The organism is Nocardiopsis gilva YIM 90087 (assembly GCF_002263495.1).
Taxonomy (GTDB): Bacteria; Actinomycetota; Actinomycetes; order Streptosporangiales; family Streptosporangiaceae; genus Nocardiopsis_C; species Nocardiopsis_C gilva.
Genome location: NZ_CP022753.1, coordinates 2290660 through 2308877, shown reverse-complemented (window position 1 = coordinate 2308877; position 18218 = coordinate 2290660). Strand labels below are relative to the sequence as shown.

The window sequence follows — 18218 nt, the reverse complement described above, 5'->3', positions numbered from 1 at the left end:
TCAGCCTCCGTGGCCGGTGGGGTCGCGGTGGTCCTCCAAGGCGAGGTTCACGAGATCCTCGGCCGCCATGCCGTCGATCGGGTCGTCGCTGTCGCGCGGGCGCGGGACGGTGTTGTCGGCGGGATCGTCGGGGGCGCGGGCGAGGTCCAGCAGGGCGTCCAGCAGTCCGCTCGCGCGCAGAATGGCGGGCGGGATGTCCTCCAGGGCCTTGCGGGCCTCGTCCGTGGCCGTGTCGGACGCGGTCGGCGGCTCGGGGGCATCGTCCTCCTCGGGGTGCAGTTGGGAGTTGAGCCACGTACTCAGCGCGCTGGGTGTGGGGTGGTCGAACAGCAGGCTTGCGGGCGCGCGGACACCGGTAGCGGCGGCGAGGCGGTTGCGCAGTTCCACGGAGGTGAGGGAGTCGAATCCCACCTCGGAGAACGGCCGGTGCGGCGGTATGCCGTCGGTGCCGGTGTGCCCCAAGACGGCCGCGGCCTCGGTGCGCACCAGGTCGAGCAGGGCACGCGCCCGCTCGGCGGGGGACACCGCCCCCGCCCACGGAGCCTGGAACGTGGGTGCGGTGTGGGCGGCCGGACGGTCCGGGAGCCGGAGCAGGCCGCGCAGCGGCGGGGACGGCGGTTCCGCCGCCGAGAGCGGCGACGTGGTGTCGAAATCGGCGGGGACCAGGTGCGGGTGGCCGAGCGACAGGGCGGCGTCGAGCAGGGCCAGACCGCGCTCGGTGGGCATGGCCGCCAGACCCAGCCGGGCGAGCCGGGCGCGCTCGATGTCTGCGAGGTGGCCGGTCATGCCGCTGACCTGCTCCCACAGCCCCCAGGAGAGGGAGGCGGCGGGCAGGCCGAGGGCGTGCCGATGGTGGGCGAGCGCGTCCAGCGCGGTGTTGGCTGCCGCGTACGCGCCCTGGCCCGGGCTGCCCAGCACGCCGAGCGCGGAGGAGAACAGCACGAAGGCCGCGAGGTCGTGGTCCCTGGTGAGTTCGTGCAGGTTCCACGCACCGTCGGCCTTGGCTCGCAGCGTCCGGTCGAGCGCCTCGGCGGTCATGGACTCGGCGGGGGCGTCGTCCAGCACGCCGGCCGCGTGCACCACCGTCGTCAGGGGGTGCTCATCGGGGATACGGTCGAGCACTGCGGCCAGGGCGGAGCGGTCAGCGACGTCGCAGGCGGCCAGGGTGACGGTAGCGCCGAGGGCGGTCAGCTCGGCGCGCAGCTCTTCGGCCCCCGGGGCGTCGGGGCCTCGTCGCCCGACGAGCAGCAGGTGTCGTGCCCCGTGGGCAGTGACCAGGTGTCGGGCGACCAGGGAACCGAGGCCGCCGGTGCCGCCGGTGATGAGGGTGGTGCCCTGCGGGTCGGCGGGTCGGGGCACTGTGAGCACGATCTTGCCGATGTGTTCGGCCCGTCGAAGGTGGTCGAACGCCTCGGGGGCACGGCGCAGATCCCAGACGGCGAGCGGCGGACCGCCCAGCCGCGCCTCACAGAACAGGTCCGATAGGGCGTCCAGGAGCGTCTGGATGTGGTCGGGCGGCAGCTGGAGCAGATCGATCGGATGGTAGGTGGCTCCCGTATGGGCGGCCGCCACCTCGGCGGGGTCACGCACGTCGGTGCGGCCCATCTCGACGAACCGGCCGCCGGGCGCGAGCAGGCTCAGCGACGCGTCGGTGAGATCTCCGGCGAGCGCGTTGAGCACGACGTCGACGCCCCGGCCCGCCGTGACGGTGCGGAACCGCTCCTCGAACTCCGAGGTGCGGGACGACGCGATGTGGTCGTCGTCCAGGCCCATGGCACGCAGGGTCGGCCACTTGGCGGGGTGGGCGGTGGCGAACACCTCGGCACCCACGTAGCGGGCGAGTTGGACGGCGGCGGTACCGACGCCGCCGGTGGCCGCGTGGATCAGCACCGACTCGCCCTTGGTGAGCGCGCCGACCTCGAGCAGCCCGTGGTAGGCGGTGAGGTAGGCGACGGGCACGGCCGCGGCCAGGGTGTCGGGCCACGCGTCGGGGACCTTGGTCAGGCGTCGGCCATCGGTCACGGCGGTGGGGCCGAACGCGCCGTCGAAGAGCCCCATGACGCGGTCGCCCGGGCGCAGTCCGGCGACGTCGGCACCGGTCTCGGTGACCACCCCGGCACCCTCGCACCCGATGGTGCCGCCGCCGGGGTACATGCCCAGGGCGATGAGCACGTCGCGGAAGTCGAGCCCGGCCGCACGCACGGCCACGCGCACCTCGGTGGGACCGAGAGGTGCCTCGGGAACGGTGACGGGCATCAGGCTGTCGATGGTGCCGGTGCCGGTGGCCTCCAACCGCCATCCGTGAGTGGCCGGAACCGCGGGCGCGGTGGCCGAGAGCCGTGCGAGCCTCGGTACCCGGCCGATGCCGCGGCGGACCGCCATCCGCGGCTCCCCGCCCCGCAGGAGCGCGGACAGGGCGGCCGGGGAGCGGGGGTCGCCGTCGAGATCGGCTAGTACGAAGCGGTCGGGGTGTTCCGACTGGGCCGAGGAGACGAGCCCCCACACCGCGGCCTGCCCAGGGTCAGGGACGTCGCCGGGCGCTACTGCGGCTCCGCCGCGCGTGATGACAACCAGGGCGGTGTCGGCGAGCCGCGGGTCGGCCAGCCACTCCTGGACGATGCTCCGCGCCCAGTGGGCGGCCGCGTGCGCCGCGCGGGCGGGATCCTCGGAGTCGTCGGCGGCGACGTTCGGGGGGTCGGGGCACACGATCAGGGCGAGCGTCGGCGCGGGCGTGCCGTCGCCGATGGCCTCCGCCAGGGCGGCGGCGTCGGGGTACTCTCCGGCGTGCGCTCCCGGGAGCGGTGCGGTGCCACCGAGGACCGCCATCCCCTCGACGTGCGCCTCCTCAGGGACGGCCAAGGGCTCCCAGTCGAGGTGGTAAAGGGAGTCGGCCGGGCGCCCCAGGGAGGTGAGCCAGTGGGGCGGGGCGTCCCGCAGCTCCAGGTCGGCGGTGAGGACCGGCGCTCCGGCGGGGTCGGCGGCGTGCAGGGCCACGGTGTCCGGGCCGGTGCGGCGCAGCCGGACGCGCAACTCCCGCGCGCCGACAGCGTGCAGGTGCAGGTCGCTCCAGCGGAACGGGACCAGCAGGCCCCGGCCGACGGGTGCGTCGAGGAGGAGGGCGTGCAGCGCGGCGTCCAGCAGCGCCGGGTGCAGGCCGTAGTCGCCCGGGTCTCCCCCCGCCTCGGCGGGCAGGGCGACCTCGGCGTAGAGGTCGGCGCCGCTGCGCCAGGCCGCCCGCAGTCCGCGGAACGCGGGGCCGTAGCGGTAACCGCGCTCGGCCAGGCGCTCATAGGCGCCATCGAGGTCAAGGGGCGTGGCGACCGGGGGTGGCCAGGCACCGGTCAGGGGCTCGGGGCGCGGCTCACCGGCGCCCAGGACGCCGGTGGCGTGCCGGGTCCAGGGACCCTCGCCGGAGGGTCGGGAATGGATGGTGAACGGACGCTGCCCGTCGTCGCCGGGCCGCTCCACGGCGATGCGGAGGCGGACGGGACCGTCGCCGGAGAGCGGCAGCGGGGCCACCATCACCAGCTCGCGCACCCGGCGGCTCCCGACCCGGTCGCCCGCCCGCGTGACGAGCTCGGCGACCCCGGTCGCGGGGAACAGCGGGGTGTCGTGCACCGCGTGGTCGACGAGCCAAGGGGCGGTGTGCGGCGAAAGCCCGGCGGTGAGCACCGTCCCGTCGTCGGCGAGATCCACGGCGGCGCCCAGGAGGGGGTGGTCCACGGAGTCGACACCGAGAGAGGCGGCGTCACGGGTACCGGTCGCGGACGCCAGCCAGTACCGCTCACGTTGGAAGGGGTAGGTGGGCAGATCCACACGACGGGCGTCGCCGCCAACAATAGTCGCGGCCCAGTCGACGGGGGCGCCGTGGACGTAAGCGTCGGCGGCCGAGGCGAGAAAGCGGTCCCAGCCGCCGGAGTGCCGATGCAGCGTACCCACAGCCGCGCCGGGCGCGTCGACCGCGCCAAGGGTGTCCTCGATCGCGCCGCTCAGCACCGGGTGCGGGCTGGCTTCGATGAACAGCCCGTATCCCGCGTCGATCACGGAACGCACGGCCGTCCCGAAGCGGACCGGGTTGCGCAGCGCGCGGTACCAGTAGTCGGCGTCGAGCGCGGTGTCGCCCAGCGGCCCACCGGTGAGCGTGGAGAAGAAGGGGACAGCGGGTTCACTGGGGCTCAGCCCTGCGAGGGCTTCGGCGACCTCGTCGCGCACGGCCTCCACGTGGGGGGTGTGGGAGGCGTAGTCGACGCCGATGCGGTGCGCTCGGATACCCTCGCCCGCGCAGCGTTCCAGCAGTTCGTAGACGGCGGCGGCGTCGCCCGCAGCGACAGTGGAGGCAGGGCCGTTGACCGTGGCGATGTGGAGGCGGCCCGGCCATGCTTCGAGGAGGCGGCCGGCGGCGTCCTCGGGCAGCGCCAGCGAGACCATGCCCCCGGTCCCGGACAGGGCGCTGACTGCGCGGCTGCGCAGCGCGACGACTTTCGCGGCGTCCTCCAGACGCAGCGCCCCGGCGACGCAGGCCGCGGCGATCTCTCCCTGGGAGTGGCCGATGACGCCCGCGGGCCGAACACCCAGCGCCTCCCAGGTACGAGCGAGTGCGACCATCACGGCCCACAGCATCGGCTGCACGACGTCCACCCGGTCGGGTGGCGGCGCGGCCGGGGTCTCGCACAGCGCGTCGAACAGGGACCAGTCGGTGAACGGCTCCAGTGCCGCCGCGCACTCCTCCATGCGCTCGCGGAACACCGGCGAGGCCGCCAGCATCTCCACGGCCATGCCGGGCCACTGTGCCCCCTGTCCGGGGAACACGAACACGGGGCCGTCGGTGGGACGGTTGGGGCTGCGGCGCCGCGCCACGGTCGGAGCGGGGGTGTCGTGGGCGATCGCCTCCAGTCCGCTGGCGAGCCCGCCGCGGTCAGCAGCCAGCACTACGGCACGGTGGTCGAAGGTGGCGCGCGTGGTGGCCAGGGAACGGGCGCCGTCGGCGGTCGCCAGCCGAGGGTCGGTGTCGAGGGTGTCGCGCAGCCGCTGGGCCTGAGCGCGCAGAGCGGCGTCGCTCTTCGCGGAGACGACCCACGGCAGCGGGACGCCCGTTGTGATGGGCGCGGGCACGGTGCTCTGGGTGGCCGACTCCTCGTCGCTGTCCGGGTGTTCCAGGACCATGTGGGCGTTGGTGCCGCTGATGCCGAACGACGAGACGGCCGCGCGACGCGGGCGACCGGGGGCGTCCCAGGAGACGCGCGAGGTGAGCAGAGCCAGGGCGCCCGCCGACCAGTCGACGTGCGGGGTCGGTGCGTCGACGTGCAGCGTGGGCGCCAGTGTGCCGTCGCGCATCGCCATGACCATCTTGATCACGCCGCCGACGCCGGCCGCGGCTTGGGCGTGACCGATGTTGGATTTGAGGGAGCCGAGCCACAGGGGAGCCTCGGCGGTGTGCTCTCGGCCATAGGTCGCCTGCAGGGCCGTGGCTTCGATGGGGTCACCCAGCCGGGTCCCCGTGCCGTGCGCCTCGACCGCGTCGACATCGCCGGGCTCCAGCCGGGCATCGGCGAGCGCCTCGCGGATGACGCGCTCCTGGGCCGCGCCACTGGGCGCGGTCAACCCGTTGGAGGCGCCGTCCTGGTTGATGGCGCTGCCGCGGATGAGCGCGAGGACGCGGTGGCCCCGGCGCCGGGCCTGGGCAAGGGGTTCGAGGAGCAGAACACCGACCCCTTCGGCCCAGGCGGTGCCGTCGGCCGCGGCGGCGAAGGCCTTGCAGCGCGCATCCGGTGCCAGGCCCTGCTGGCGGCTGAACTCGGTGAACATGCCGGGGCCGGACATGACCGTGGCGCCGCCCGCCAGGGCGAGGTCGCAGGAGCCGCTCCGCAGGTCGCGGACGGCGAGGTGCAGGGCGACCAGCGACGACGAGCAGGCGGTGTCGACGGTGACGGCGGGCCCTTCCAGGCCGAGGTTGTAGGCGATGCGGCCGGAGAGCACGCTGGCCGTTCCGCCGGTGAGCATGAGTCCTTCGACATCGCGGGGCGCCTCGTGCAGCCGCGGGCCGTAGTCGGGCGACATCGCGCCGACGAACACGCCGGTCCGGCTGCCCCGCAGGGCACCGGGGTCGATCCCGGCGCGTTCGAGGGCCTCCCAGGAGGTTTCCAGCAGCATGCGCTGCTGGGGGTCCATGGCCAGCGCCTCGCGGGGGCTGATACCGAAGAACCCGGCGTCGAACTCGGTCGCCCCGTAGAGGAACCCGCCCTCGCGGACGGAGCTGTGGCCGGAGGTACCCGACTCACCGCCGAAGAGCCGCGAGAGGTCCCATCCGCGATCCTCCGGGAAGGGGCAGATGGCGTCCACCCCCTCGGAGACCAACCGCCACAGGTCCTCCGGGCTGCTGACCCCTCCGGGGTAGCGGCAGGCCATGCCCACGATCGCGATCGGCTCGCTGTCGTCGTGGGGGGCGGCTTCGGGGTCGGGTCGGTCCAGGGCGGACGGGGCGGTGGAGCGGACCGGCTCGATCTTGGGTGCCGACACCGGTGCGGGGGGTGTGTCCGATCCGCCGAGCGCGGGCGCGTGGCGTGCGAGGTGGCGGGCGAGGTGGGCCGGTGTGGGGTGGTCGAAGGTCAGGGTGTCGGGAAGGGACAGCCCGGTGGCGTCGTGGAGGCGCTCCCCGAGCTCAACGGAGTCGAAGGAGTCGAAGCCGAGGTCGGTGAAGGCGAGGTCGGGATCGACCGACTCGGGACCGGAGTGCCCCAGCAGATCGGCGGCCGCGGATCGGACCAGGTCGAGGGCACCGCGATAGTGCGCTTCCTTGGCGGCCGTGGGCGCTTCTGGACCGGCCTCGGAAGCGTCCGGTTCGGGCGTGGCGGCGGGCGGGGGCGGTGTCGGGCCGGCCTGCTCCCCCGGGTGCCGAGGCAGCCAGTGGCGGCTGCGCTGGAAGGCGTAGGTGGGAAGGTTGAGTCGGGTGCGCGTGCGCCTCGATGGCCCGCCGACCGGCAGGATTCGGTCCCAGCCGACCTCGACGCCGTTGGCGTACAGCTCGGCGAGGGCGGCCACCACGTCGGAGGGCGCGCTGCTGTCGATGCCACCCGCCCTGACGTCGACGATGGGGACGGGCGGTGCGCCCGGTGCGACGTCGCGGACCGGCCCGGGTGTGCCGACGCCGCCGGGGGCCAGGATCACCGTGGCGCCTAGGTCGTGCAGGGGACGGGTGGCATGGGACATTCCGGCGCCGTCGCGGCGGGAGGCCCGGGCGTGGTGCAGCCAGTAGTCGGTGGAGCGCACCCTGTCGGTGACCAGGCCGTTGACCTGAGCGGACACCAGCGAAATGCGCGGTGGCCACGACGCACACCGGCAAGCGCGCCGCGCGAACTCTTCTATGTCCCGAGCCACGGAGGAGGTCGCGCCTTCCGGCGCGCGGGCGAGGCGGGCGCGGGCGGCCACCAGGAGGGCGGCGTCGGCCAGGTCCAGCACCCCGGCGACGTGTGCGGCCGTGATCTCGCCCAGGCCCGCACCGGCGACGAAGTCGGGGGCCACACCCCACTCCTCGAACTGCCGGAACAGCGCCACGTCCGCGGCGAACAGGGCGGGCTGGATGGTCTCGCCGTCGGGAGCGGCACGGCCGTCGAGCACGTCGCGCACCGATGGGCCGAGGCGGGGACCGAGCGCCCGGCAGGCGCCGTCGAGTGCCCGCGCGAAGACGGGGAACGCGGCGCTCAGCTCCGGGCGCACCCGCGGGCTGCGGGTGGTGGACCCGGTGAACACGACCGCCACCTTGGGGTCGGGGCAGGCGGTGCCACGCACCACGCCGGGCGCCGGTTCGTCGTCGGCCAGCGCTTCCAGCCCGCGCACGAATCCGTCGCGGTCCGTGGCGATGACGGCCGCCCGGTGGCGGAACGCCGTGCGCGTGGTGGCCAGCGCGCGGGCCACCACGCCCACCTCGGCATCCGGGTGGCGCTCGATGTGGTCGCGCAGCCGCGCGGCCTGGTCGCGCAGGGCGTCGGCGGTGAAGCCGGACACCACCCAGGGCAGCGTCGCGCCGACCGGCGGGCGGGTCGGGACCTCGGCGGCGGGCGTGGGGGTGGGCGGCGGCTCGGCGAGCAGCACGTGGCAGTTGGTACCGCCCATGCCGAACGAACTCACCCCCGCCACCAGGGGGCGGCCGGGATGCGGCCACGGCCCCGTGGCGGTCTGCACACGCAGGTTCAGGTCGTCCAGCGGGATGCGGGGGTTGGGGGTGCTGAAGTTGCGGCTGGCGGGCAGCCGACGGTGGTGGATGCTCAGTACGGTCTTGATCAGCCCGGCGATCCCCGCCGCGCCCTCCAGGTGGCCGATGTTGGTCTTGACCGAGCCGACCGGCAGCGGAGTGCCCGAGGGGCGGGCGGTGCCATAGGCGGCCCCCAGGGCGGCGGCCTCGACGGGGTCGCCCACGGGCGTACCGGTGCCGTGGAGCTCCACGTACTGGACGTCGGCGGGGTCGGTGCCCGCCTGGTCGCAGGCACGGCGTACGGCCTCGGCCTGGGCGGCGGTGCTGGGCACGGTCAGGGCGTCGGTGGCACCGTCGTTGTTGACGGCACTGCCGCGGATCACGCAGTAGACGGGGTCGCCGTCGGCGAGGGCACGGTCGAGCGGCTTGAGGACGATGGCGCCCCCGCCTTCGCCGCGGACGTAGCCGTTGGCCCGGGAGTCGAAGGTGTAGCAGCAACCATCGGGGGACAGCGCCCCGAACTTCCAGGTACTGACGCCGCTCTCAGGGGCGAGGATCAGGCTGACCGCGCCCGCGATGGCCAGGTCGGAGGTGCCCCGGCGCAGGCTCTCGACCGCCATGTCGACGGCGGCCAGACCGGAGGCCTGCCCGGCGTCGACGGTCATGCTCGGCCCGCGCAGGCCGAGGGTGTAGGAGATCCGGTTGGCGATGATGCCGCGGTGCAGGCCGGTCGCGGTGTGGCGGGTGATGGCCTCGGCGCCCGCACGGTGCAGAAGGGTGGCGTAGTCGTCGGCGAAGGCACCGGTGAATACGGCGGTATCGCTGTCGTGCAGGGACGCGGGGACGATGCCGGCGTCCTCCAGGGCCTCCCAGCCCAGTTCCAGCATGAGGCGCTGCTGGGGGTCCATGGCGGCGGCCTCGTGCGGGGCGACGTGGAAGAATCCGGCGTCGAAGCCGTCGACCCGATCGAGGTAGCCGCCCCAGGGGACCGGCGGTCTGCCGTCGGCGGCGCGGTCAGCGGGGATCTCGCGAATGGCGTGCCGACCTTCGTCGAGCAGCCTCCAGAACTCTTCCGGGGCGGCCGCGCCCGGGAATCTGCAGGCGAGGCCGATCACCGCCACCTCACGAACGGTTCGGCCACCGAAATTCGGACTCCTAGGTCGAGAAACGTCCAGACCCACGTCGATCCTCTCCCCCCTTTGCAGTTGACAACCACCGGCCCGGCCGTATGCGACACGGGACCATGCGCATTACGCCCGTTTTCGACACAAGCCGCTAGCTGTGAACAATGGCGCTCCGTTGCGTCTGCTTTCCTACGAAAAGGGAAACAGCAGCGTCCCTCTAGGGAACGTCCATGTTCTCGCGCGCGGACTGCGTGTCATTCGTGGGCCGGGAACCGATCCTGCGGCGCGGAGCCTGCGTGCCGCGCGAATCGGCACGGAGAACGGATGGACTCTCCACATCTGGGCAGCCCACCCTCGCATCCGCCGAGGGACGCGGCCCCCTGGGCCGTGGAGCCCACGGGACGAGACGCACACAGGGGAAAGAAGAGCATCACGGTAAACGACGGGTGACACAGGACGCAACATAAATCTCTTAGGCGACGACATCCCAATGATCGTAACTCCCGTGCATAAGCACGGCAATACGCAAATTCATTTAGGCCACGGGAGACCACCGCGGGGACCTGGGATTACGGTCACAGTGTGACGCATGTTGCGCGAGATACGAAACGGCCTGGACACTTCCCACGAAGCACCCAGGCCGTGACCTGCGAATACATATAACCGACAGCGCATTTCAGGATTCATGTCGGGCCGAAAGTTCGGCCAGGTAAGCGCGTGCACCTTCGGGGTCATAAAGCCATTCGCGATAGCTGGACGGGTTGTTCCAGCCCTGGATCCAGCGATCACCGGCCTCCCGGTACGTCGCCGCGGCGCCGAGGACGTCGTTGAAGAACTCCGGGGGCTCGCTCTCCCAGTACTCCGAGACCGTCTCCGCCCACAGCTCGGCGTCGTAACCGTACTTCCAGAACCGCTCGAACATGCTGTCGAGGAACTCGGCGTCGAAGGGACGGTCGCCGCGCTCCAGGATGCTCTCCAGGTAGCTCTTCGCGCAGCGGGTGGAGTTGTTCCACCCCTGCGCGGCAAAGGGGTCGGAGGTGATCACGACGTCGGCGATGCCCAGGACATGGCCACCGGAGGGCAGTTCGGCCACCGGCTTGCGCACCTGCGGCGTGAGGGTCTTGATGAGCGTGCTCTTGTCGTCGACCAGTTCGGCGTCGCGTACACGGTCGTAGTACTCGGGGGTATTGCGGCGCATCAGCTCCACCATTCGCCGCCACAGCTCAGCGGGCGTGGGCTTGTCGATCCAGGCCCCGATGGGGCCGGCGAGCTTGTCGCCGATGAACAGGGAGTGGCAGGGGCCTTCGGCGGTGAGGATGGGGAAGAACCAGATGTTGCCCGCCTTGGCTGCCGAACCGCACCAGCCGACGGCCTCGGGGAAGCCGGGATCGTTGGCGACGTCGTAGATGTTGGCCTGGACGAGCATGCGCGGCCGGGCGCCGGTGAAGCGGTTCGGATCGGGCTCGAACAGCGCCCCAGCTCGCCGTGGCCGACGGCGACCACGACGAGGTCGAACATCCGCGAGAAGTAGTCCAGGTCGCTGAGGGTGACGCCGTGGATGACGACTTTGCCCCCGCTGTCCTCGAAGTACTCCAACCAGTCGGCCATCTTCACCCGCCGGTCGACCGACACCGCGTAGCTGTTGTCGGCGAAGGAGCCCACGACCGTCAGAGCGGCGGGACCCGGGGTCGGGTAGGCGTGCAGCTTGGACATCTCGATGTGCGGGGCCTGCGAACTCCAGAAGTCGATGTTGAGCTCGCGTTCGTACTCCAACACGGTGGGATAGGTGAGCTGGGTGACCGCCGGCCGGCCCGTACGGATCTCCGTCGAGGTCTGGCCCGTAATCACCGTGACGTCGTACCCGTGGCTGAGCAGACCGTGGGCGAGGTGGAGGCCCGACTGGCCGGCACCGACGATAAGGATCTTGCGCATCGAAGAAATTACTTTCCCGGGCGATGGATTGGGCACTGTGGGCTGGGTCGAGCCATGGGGAGGCGGCCGACCCTGATCTGCGTCCCTCGGTCAAGCGACCGGTGCGACGACGCTGGCCGAATGTTTGTACCTTAGGCACCATAGCGCCCGAGGAACGGTCACGGGCCTGGAATTGCACGATCGAGGCGTCCCCGCCGGTCTCCACCGCTTCGCGGATCTGTTCGACGGTAGTACTCCGGATATCCGTCGATGCTGTTCAATGCCGCAATGTAGGGGATTCCACCCGTTCGTCACGGAGTGGTCGGAGGCGTAGAAACTCGCGGCGGTTTGACGGAAATCGACCCGGAAGCGTGGATCACGCGAGGTGCTCCGATTCCTCACCCACGAAGCGGCCGAGGCGCCTGGGACGGGCGCGCGAACCGGGCGGCACAGCCGTCATCCCGGCGTCCACACCACACGCGCGGGTGTTTTCCGGAAGTCCCCACCCGACGTTGGCGCACCGCCCGTAACCCGGCACCCCACGCCCCGGCCGCCCGCTCTCCCCGCCTTCCCCAAGGAGAACAGGAGCCGATTGACGCGCCTCCACCGGACATCGGATCCGACCCAACGGGAAATGGCACGCGTTTCCACACTGGCCACAGGCGCGTCCCCTGTGTCTGTATATCCGCCCACGACACGGCACGGGGCCGGAGATTATCTCCGGCCCCGTGCTGTTCACCGCCCAGCACCTGCGAAGAACGGAGAAACGCAGCTACGCGCAGCTCCCGAGCAGGGATATTTTTCGTTTGTCATTAGGCGGGTCGAAAACGCCTCATTTCCAATTCCCGCCATTCTTTGGCAGGAACCGGAATGGAGACGCGAAAGGGCGCTCAGCCCGACACCGAGAACCGGGTCAACACGGCGGCGTGGTCGCTGGTCCATTCGTTGTCCGCATGGTCCGGCACCGGCCGCGGTTCGCCCACGACCATCTCGCGCGAGTCCCGCACGGTCAGACCGTTACCCGCCTGGTAGATGAAGTCGATCCGGTCCTGCGGCTCATCGCGACCGGTCGAGCCGTCGTGGAACGGGTACAGGGGCGACCAGGTCGTGCCCGGCGTGGCGACCGGGTCGGGGTTGGCCGCACGGTAGGTGTCGGTCAGCCCGGCTTCGGTGGGCCGCACAGCGGTCGGCCACGGCACGTCGGCGTAGCCGCAGTTCTTCTCCCGCAGCTCCTCGGTCCAGTCCAGGTGGGAGGGCGCGTTGAAGTCGCCCATGAGCAGGACCGGTGTCTCGTCGGCCGCCTCGACCTGGCCGGACATCGCCTCCAGGGTGTCGGTGATCTGCTGGGTACGTCCCGACTTCGCCTCACGCGCGAGGATCTCGTCCACGCTCATCCCGCTGAAACAGGCGTCGTAGGGGCCGTAGGGCGTGTAGCCCAGGTGCGCGTTCCACACATTGACCTGGGAGTCCGGGCCGTCGAGCGCGACCCGCACGCCGGCCGAGGCGTTCACCTGCCCGTATTCCTCCACGATGGGGTAGCGGCTGACGACGCCCAGGCTGCCGGAGCTCTGCCAGTGGTACCAGCCCAGGGCGTCGGCCAGCCGGGCGGCGTGCCGTCCCTCCGTCTCCTGGAGGCCCACGATGTCGGCGCCGCTCTCCAGCAGGAAGCGGACCTGCTTGTCGTGGTAGCCGTTCACCTGCGTGCCACCGTGCCAGGTGTTGTAGCTGAGCACGCTCACCTCGTCGACGAGTGGCTGGCCGCGCTCCCGCACCGGGACGACGGCGGTCAGGCGGGCCGTGGAGCCGTTGGCGCCGGTCGCCTCGACGGTCACCCGGGCGTCGCCGCCGGTCCCGTCCGGCGTCCCGCTGATGGTGCCGTCCTCGGCGACGTCGATCCAGTCGTCGCCGTCGACGCGGCGGAACACCGTGCCGGGGCCGCCATCAGTGGCCAGACCGCCCAGCCGCGCCTCGTAGGGGTCGCCCACGCGGGCGTTGCGCAGGGTGGCCTCGTCGACGGGGAAGGAGATCTCACCATCGGAGTGGACCTGGAAGTCCACGGGGTCGGCCAGCCAGGTGTAGCCGTCCCGCGCCAGGTAGAACGCGGTGTAGGCGCCCGGCTCCAGGGAGGAGGTGGCGAACTCCGCGGTTCCCTCGGTGCCGGGCGTGTACTGCCAGTCGAGGGACGGGGAGACGTACTCCTCGTCGACCGGGCCGCCGCCGTTGGCGTCGTAGAGCCCGATCCAGTTGGTGTCGTGCGGCTCGGCGGTGGCGTAGTCGAAGGAGATCGACTCGCCCGCCACGACCGCCTCCGCGGACGCGGCCAGCGAGCCGGAGGACTCGGGGGAATCTTCGGTGCCCGCTGCGGCGGGTGCCGCAGACAGGGCCAGCATGCCGACGGATACGGCCGCCAGGACGCGGCGCTGCCAGTCGCGCATTTCTCTTGGTCTGCCTCTCGGTTGGGGGACATCGGGGCTGTGACTCATGACTCTGCAAGCCCCAGCCACCCGATATGCCCAACTCTGTCCGGCCTATCCCCCACCAAGGGGTGAACAGTGCTCGTCCCGGCCGTGACCACGGTGATCGGGCAGGCCACCCCTTATGTCCGGTGGCTGAAGCATCGCGCCGACTCAGGGGCAGGTACGGGTGGTGCCGGTGTGTCGCCACCTGGCACTGTCCGAAAAGGGTCGCTCCAATTCAGCACCATCGACGGACGCATGCTGTGCGCTGGCGGACGGCACCTCGTGGGAACGGGCCGAGCGCGAGCCAGGGGCCGACCGCGCACGGCGGCAGGCGAGCGCCCCGCCGCGCCCTCTTCCTCCCACACAGCCACCTGCACGCCCATTCCCCCACTCCCCCATTCCCCACCACCCCCTCGACTAGGAGACGCATGCGACCAAAGGGACTGCTCGCGGCGACGCTGCTCACCGGTGTCGCCCTGATCGCGACGACGCTGACCACCATGACGGCGGGGGCGGCCCCGGCGCCCCACCACCGCTCGCCGAAGATCTCCGGCCTGCGTGAGCCGGTGCGGATCCTGCGGGACACGTGGGGTGTGCCGCACATCTACGCGAAGAACACCGAGGACCTGTTCCTCGCGCAGGGCTATGCCGTCGCGCAGGACCGCCTCTTCCAGATCGACCTGTGGCGGCGGCGCGGCCTGGGCCGACTCTCGGAGGTCCTCGGGGAGAAGTACGTCAAGCAGGACCGCGCCGCCCGGCTCTTCCTCTACCGCGGGGACATGGACGAGGAGTGGGCCAGCTACGGCCCCGAGACCAAGATGGCGGCCACGCGGTTCACCGAGGGCATCAACGCCTACATCGACGTGATCAAGGACGACCCCGACGCCCTGCCGAAGGAGTTCCGCGACCTCGGCTACACGCCCGCCAAGTGGAAGCCGGAGGACGTCGTCCGCATCCGCAGCCACGCGCTGGCCAACAACTTCTACCACGAGGTCAGCCGGTCCTACATGTCCTGCTGGGCCGACCCCGACGCGCACAAGTTCCAGCAGAAGCTGGAAGCGGGAAAGAGCGCGAAGGTCCCCGAGGGCTTCGAACCCTGCGCGCTACCGCACCAGGACGACCCGCTGGACTTCCTCGAGACCTACGTGCTGGGCACCCAGCCGGTGACCATCAACGAGGACGGTGAGGTGGGCCTCCTCGGCATGAAGCCCGGCTCCTCGGAGGGCAGCAACAGCTGGGCCATCGCGCCGGAGCGCACCTCCACCGGCCGCCCGATCCTGGCCGGGGACCCGCACCGGGCGATGTCGGCGCCGTCCCTGCGCTACATCACCCACCTGTCCGCGCCGGGGCTGGACGTCATCGGGGCGGGCGAGCCGGCGCTCCCGGGCGTCTCCATGGGCCACAACGGCAAGATCGCCTTCGGTCTGACGATCTTCACCATCGACCAGGAAGACCTCTACGTCTACGAGCTCGATCCCGACGACCCCACCCGGTACCGCTACGGCGACGGCTGGGAGAAGATGCGCACGGAAGAGGAGAAGGTCGAGGTCAAGGGGGCAGAGTCGCACGAGGCCGAACTTCGGTTCACCCGGCACGGGCCGGTCATCTTTACCGACACCGACCGCAATCTGGCCTACGCCGTGCGCAGCGTGTGGCTGGAGCCGGGCACGTCGCCCTACTACCGGAGCATGCGGCTGATGCGGGCGCAGAACTTCGCCGAGTTCCAGGAGGGGATGCGGGGCTGGGGCACCCCGCCGCTCAACTTCACCTATGCCGACACCGACGGCAACATCGGCTGGCAGCCCGGTGGACTGACGCCCAAGCGCGTTGGCTACGACGGCCTGATGCCGGTGCCGGGCGACGGACGCTACGAGTGGGACGGTTTCGTGGACCCGGGCAACCTGCCGAGCGTCTACAACCCGAAGAGCGGCTTCTTCGCCACCGCCAACGAGTTCAACATCTCCGACGAGCAGGCGGCGGTCTACGGCTACGAGTGGCAGCCGCCCTACCGGCACGAGCGCATCAGCGAGGTGCTGTCGGCCAACCGCTGCAGCTCGCTCGAGGACTCGATGGCGCTCCAGAACGACCAGGTGTCGATCCCGGCCCGGCGGATCGCCGCGCTGCTGCGGGGGCTGGAGAGCGACGACCCGCAGACCGCCGCCGCGCTGAAGCTCCTGCGCTCCTGGGACGGCACCGTCGGCGAGGACTCGCCGCAGGCCGCGCTGTTCGAGCCGTGGTTCATGCGGCACCTGGGCCCGGCCGTCGTCGCCGAGGCGGTGTCGGAGCAGATGGCGGAGATCATCGTGTTCGCCGACTCCGGCGCGACCATGATCGACCTGCTGCAGGACCCCGAGCCGTGGTTCGGCGCCGACGGCGAGGCCGTTCGGGACCGCATCCTGCTGTCATCGTTGAAGAGCGCCTACGCCGACGTGTCGGACCGGCTCGGCTCGGACACGAGCACGTGGAAGTGGGGGGACATCCAGCAGACCACGTTCACCAATCCGACCGGCGAGCATCTCGGCCCCTTCCCGCGCGGCGGCTCGCCGCACACGGTGAACGCGTCGAACTACAACTGGGAAACCTTCGAGCAGACCTCGGGCGCGTCGTTCAAGATGGTGCTCGACGTCGGGAACTGGGACGCCTCGCGCGCCATCAACGCCCCCGGCCAGTCCGGCGACCCCAGCAGCCCGCACTATGCGGACCTGCTGCCGGCGTGGCGGAAGGGGGAGTACTTCCCGCTGCTGTACAGCAGGGATGCCGTGGAGCGGAACACCGCCTCCACGACCCACCTGCGGCCCTAGGAAAGCGGCGCCGGGAACGGCAGCGGCTTGCACCGGCCTCCGCCCGAAGCGGGCGGAGGCCGGTTCGCGTCGGCTCCCCCACACGGCGCGGCTCGGCCCCGTGGTCAGCCCAAACACTGTGCCCGCTGGTGACCCGGGTCACGGTGGGAAAATGGTGTCAGCCGTCGATGCCCCCCGAAACACGGGGGTTCCCCCGCTCCGCGGCTCCGGACGAGGATCTCGCAGAGAGGAATCGCCGATGCTGCACGACAACGACGTCGAACGGGCCCTGGTCGTCATGGCCCACCCCGACGATGTGGACTTCGGATGCGCGGGAACGATCGCGCTCTGGACCGACGCCGGGGTCCGGGTCACCTACCTGATCGTCTCCGACGGCGACGCGGGAGGTGACGAACGCTCCCTGGACGGTGCGCACATGGCCGAGCTGCGCCGCAACGAACAGCGCAAGGCAGCGGAGATCCTGAACGTGCGCGACGTCCGGTTCCTCGGCTACCCCGACGGACGTATCACCCCCTCCTTCGAGCTTCGCCGCGACATCACCCGCGTCATCCGACAGGTCCGGCCGCAGCGCATGCTGATCCCGAGCCCGGACCGCGACTGGTCGGCCATAGCGCCGAGCCACCCCGACCACCTGGCGGTGGGGGAGGCGGCGATCAACGCCGTCTACCCCGACGCCCGCAACCCGCACGCCCACCCCGAGCTGCTCGCCGATGAGGGCCTGGGCACATGGAAGGTGGCCGAGGTGTGGCTGGCCCACGGACCCTCCCCCGATCACTACTCCGACATCACCGGCGTCGTCGACCGGCGCATGGCCGCGCTCGCCTCGCACACCAGCCAGATCCGCGACTTCACCGAGCTCGACACCGCCATGCGCGACTGGCTCGCCGAGAACGCGGCCAAGGGCGGCCTGCCCGAGGGGCGGCTGGCCGAGATGTTCCGGGTGGTCGACACCGCATAGCGCGCCGCGCGTGGTCCGCCGCGCGAGCCGGGCCGCGGCACGATAATCGTGGACGTACGGGGGCGGACCCGCTCCCGGGACTCTGATGACTTCAGGAGGCGAAACGTGGCACAGCCGCCATCTCCCTACGACTTCCTTCCGGACGTCGCGTCGTTCACCGTCACCAGCCAGGACGTCAGCGAGGGCCAGACACTGCCGATGGCTCAGGTCAGCGGGCTCATGGGGGCGGGCGGGGAGGACATCTCCCCGCAGCTGTCGTGGAGCGGCTTCCCCGAGGGGACGCAGAGCTTCGCCGTCACCTGCTTCGACCCCGACGCGCCCACGGCCAGCGGGTTCTGGCACTGGGCGGTCTGCGACATCCCGGCGTCGGTGACCGACCTGCCCGCGGGAGCGGGCGGCGCCGAGGGTGCCGGCCTGCCGCCCGGGGCCGTCACGATCCGCAACGACGCCGGCGGCAAGCGCTACATCGGCGCCGCACCGCCGCCCGGACACGGGCCGCACCGCTACATGTTCGCGGTGCACGCCGTGGACGTGCCGACGCTCGGGATCGACGACTCCGCGAGCCCGGCCTTCCTCGGCTTCAACCTGTTCGCGCACTCGCTCGGCCGCGGCGTCATCACGGGGCTGTACGAGCAGAAATGACCCGCCGCGCGGGCGTCCCGGCGGGACGCCTGTGCGGTCGTCGGGCAGGTGCGTCGGAGTCGCCGGTCGGCGGCTCCGACGCCGCCCCGGACTCGACGCCCCCAGCATTCGCACATAGTCTCTGTTCGAAGCAGC

Annotated in this window: 5 protein-coding genes and 1 pseudogene; 3 read left to right on the top strand and 3 right to left on the bottom strand. The window is 71.6% G+C overall.

From position 1 onward, the window contains the following. From CDO52_RS10560 to CDO52_RS10550, 3 genes and pseudogenes are all read right to left on the bottom strand, one after another. Positions 1 to 9303: a type I polyketide synthase gene (locus tag CDO52_RS10560; protein WP_449406729.1), complete on the bottom strand. Its 9303-nt coding sequence runs from the start codon at positions 9301 to 9303 to the stop codon at positions 1 to 3. Between the two features lie 685 nt (positions 9304 to 9988). Then, positions 9989 to 11244: pseudogene (locus CDO52_RS10555) on the bottom strand (styrene monooxygenase/indole monooxygenase family protein). An 869-nt stretch (positions 11245 to 12113) separates the two neighbouring features. After that, positions 12114 to 13658: an endonuclease/exonuclease/phosphatase family protein gene (locus CDO52_RS10550; RefSeq protein ID WP_094932347.1), complete on the bottom strand. Its 1545-nt coding sequence runs from the start codon at positions 13656 to 13658 to the stop codon at positions 12114 to 12116. A 452-nt stretch (positions 13659 to 14110) separates the two neighbouring features. Between CDO52_RS10550 and CDO52_RS10545 the strand changes: the two genes are divergently transcribed. The 3 genes from CDO52_RS10545 to CDO52_RS10535 all read left to right on the top strand — a co-directional run bounded on the left by CDO52_RS10545 (position 14111) and on the right by CDO52_RS10535 (position 18083). Continuing rightward, a complete protein-coding gene (locus CDO52_RS10545) occupies positions 14111 to 16483 on the top strand; it encodes a penicillin acylase family protein (protein WP_017621130.1) in 2373 nt (790 codons plus the stop codon). A gap of 238 nt (positions 16484 to 16721) precedes the next feature. Further along, positions 16722 to 17441 carry a PIG-L deacetylase family protein gene (locus CDO52_RS10540; RefSeq protein ID WP_017621129.1) on the top strand — a complete coding sequence of 240 codons (720 nt, stop codon included), beginning with the start codon at positions 16722 to 16724 and terminating at the stop codon, positions 17439 to 17441. 105 nt (positions 17442 to 17546) lie between these two features. Further along, the gene (locus tag CDO52_RS10535; RefSeq protein WP_017621128.1) at positions 17547 to 18083 is read left to right on the top strand and encodes a YbhB/YbcL family Raf kinase inhibitor-like protein; all 537 of its coding nucleotides are present in this window, start codon (positions 17547 to 17549) and stop codon (positions 18081 to 18083) included. Positions 18084 to 18218 lie beyond the last annotated feature (135 nt).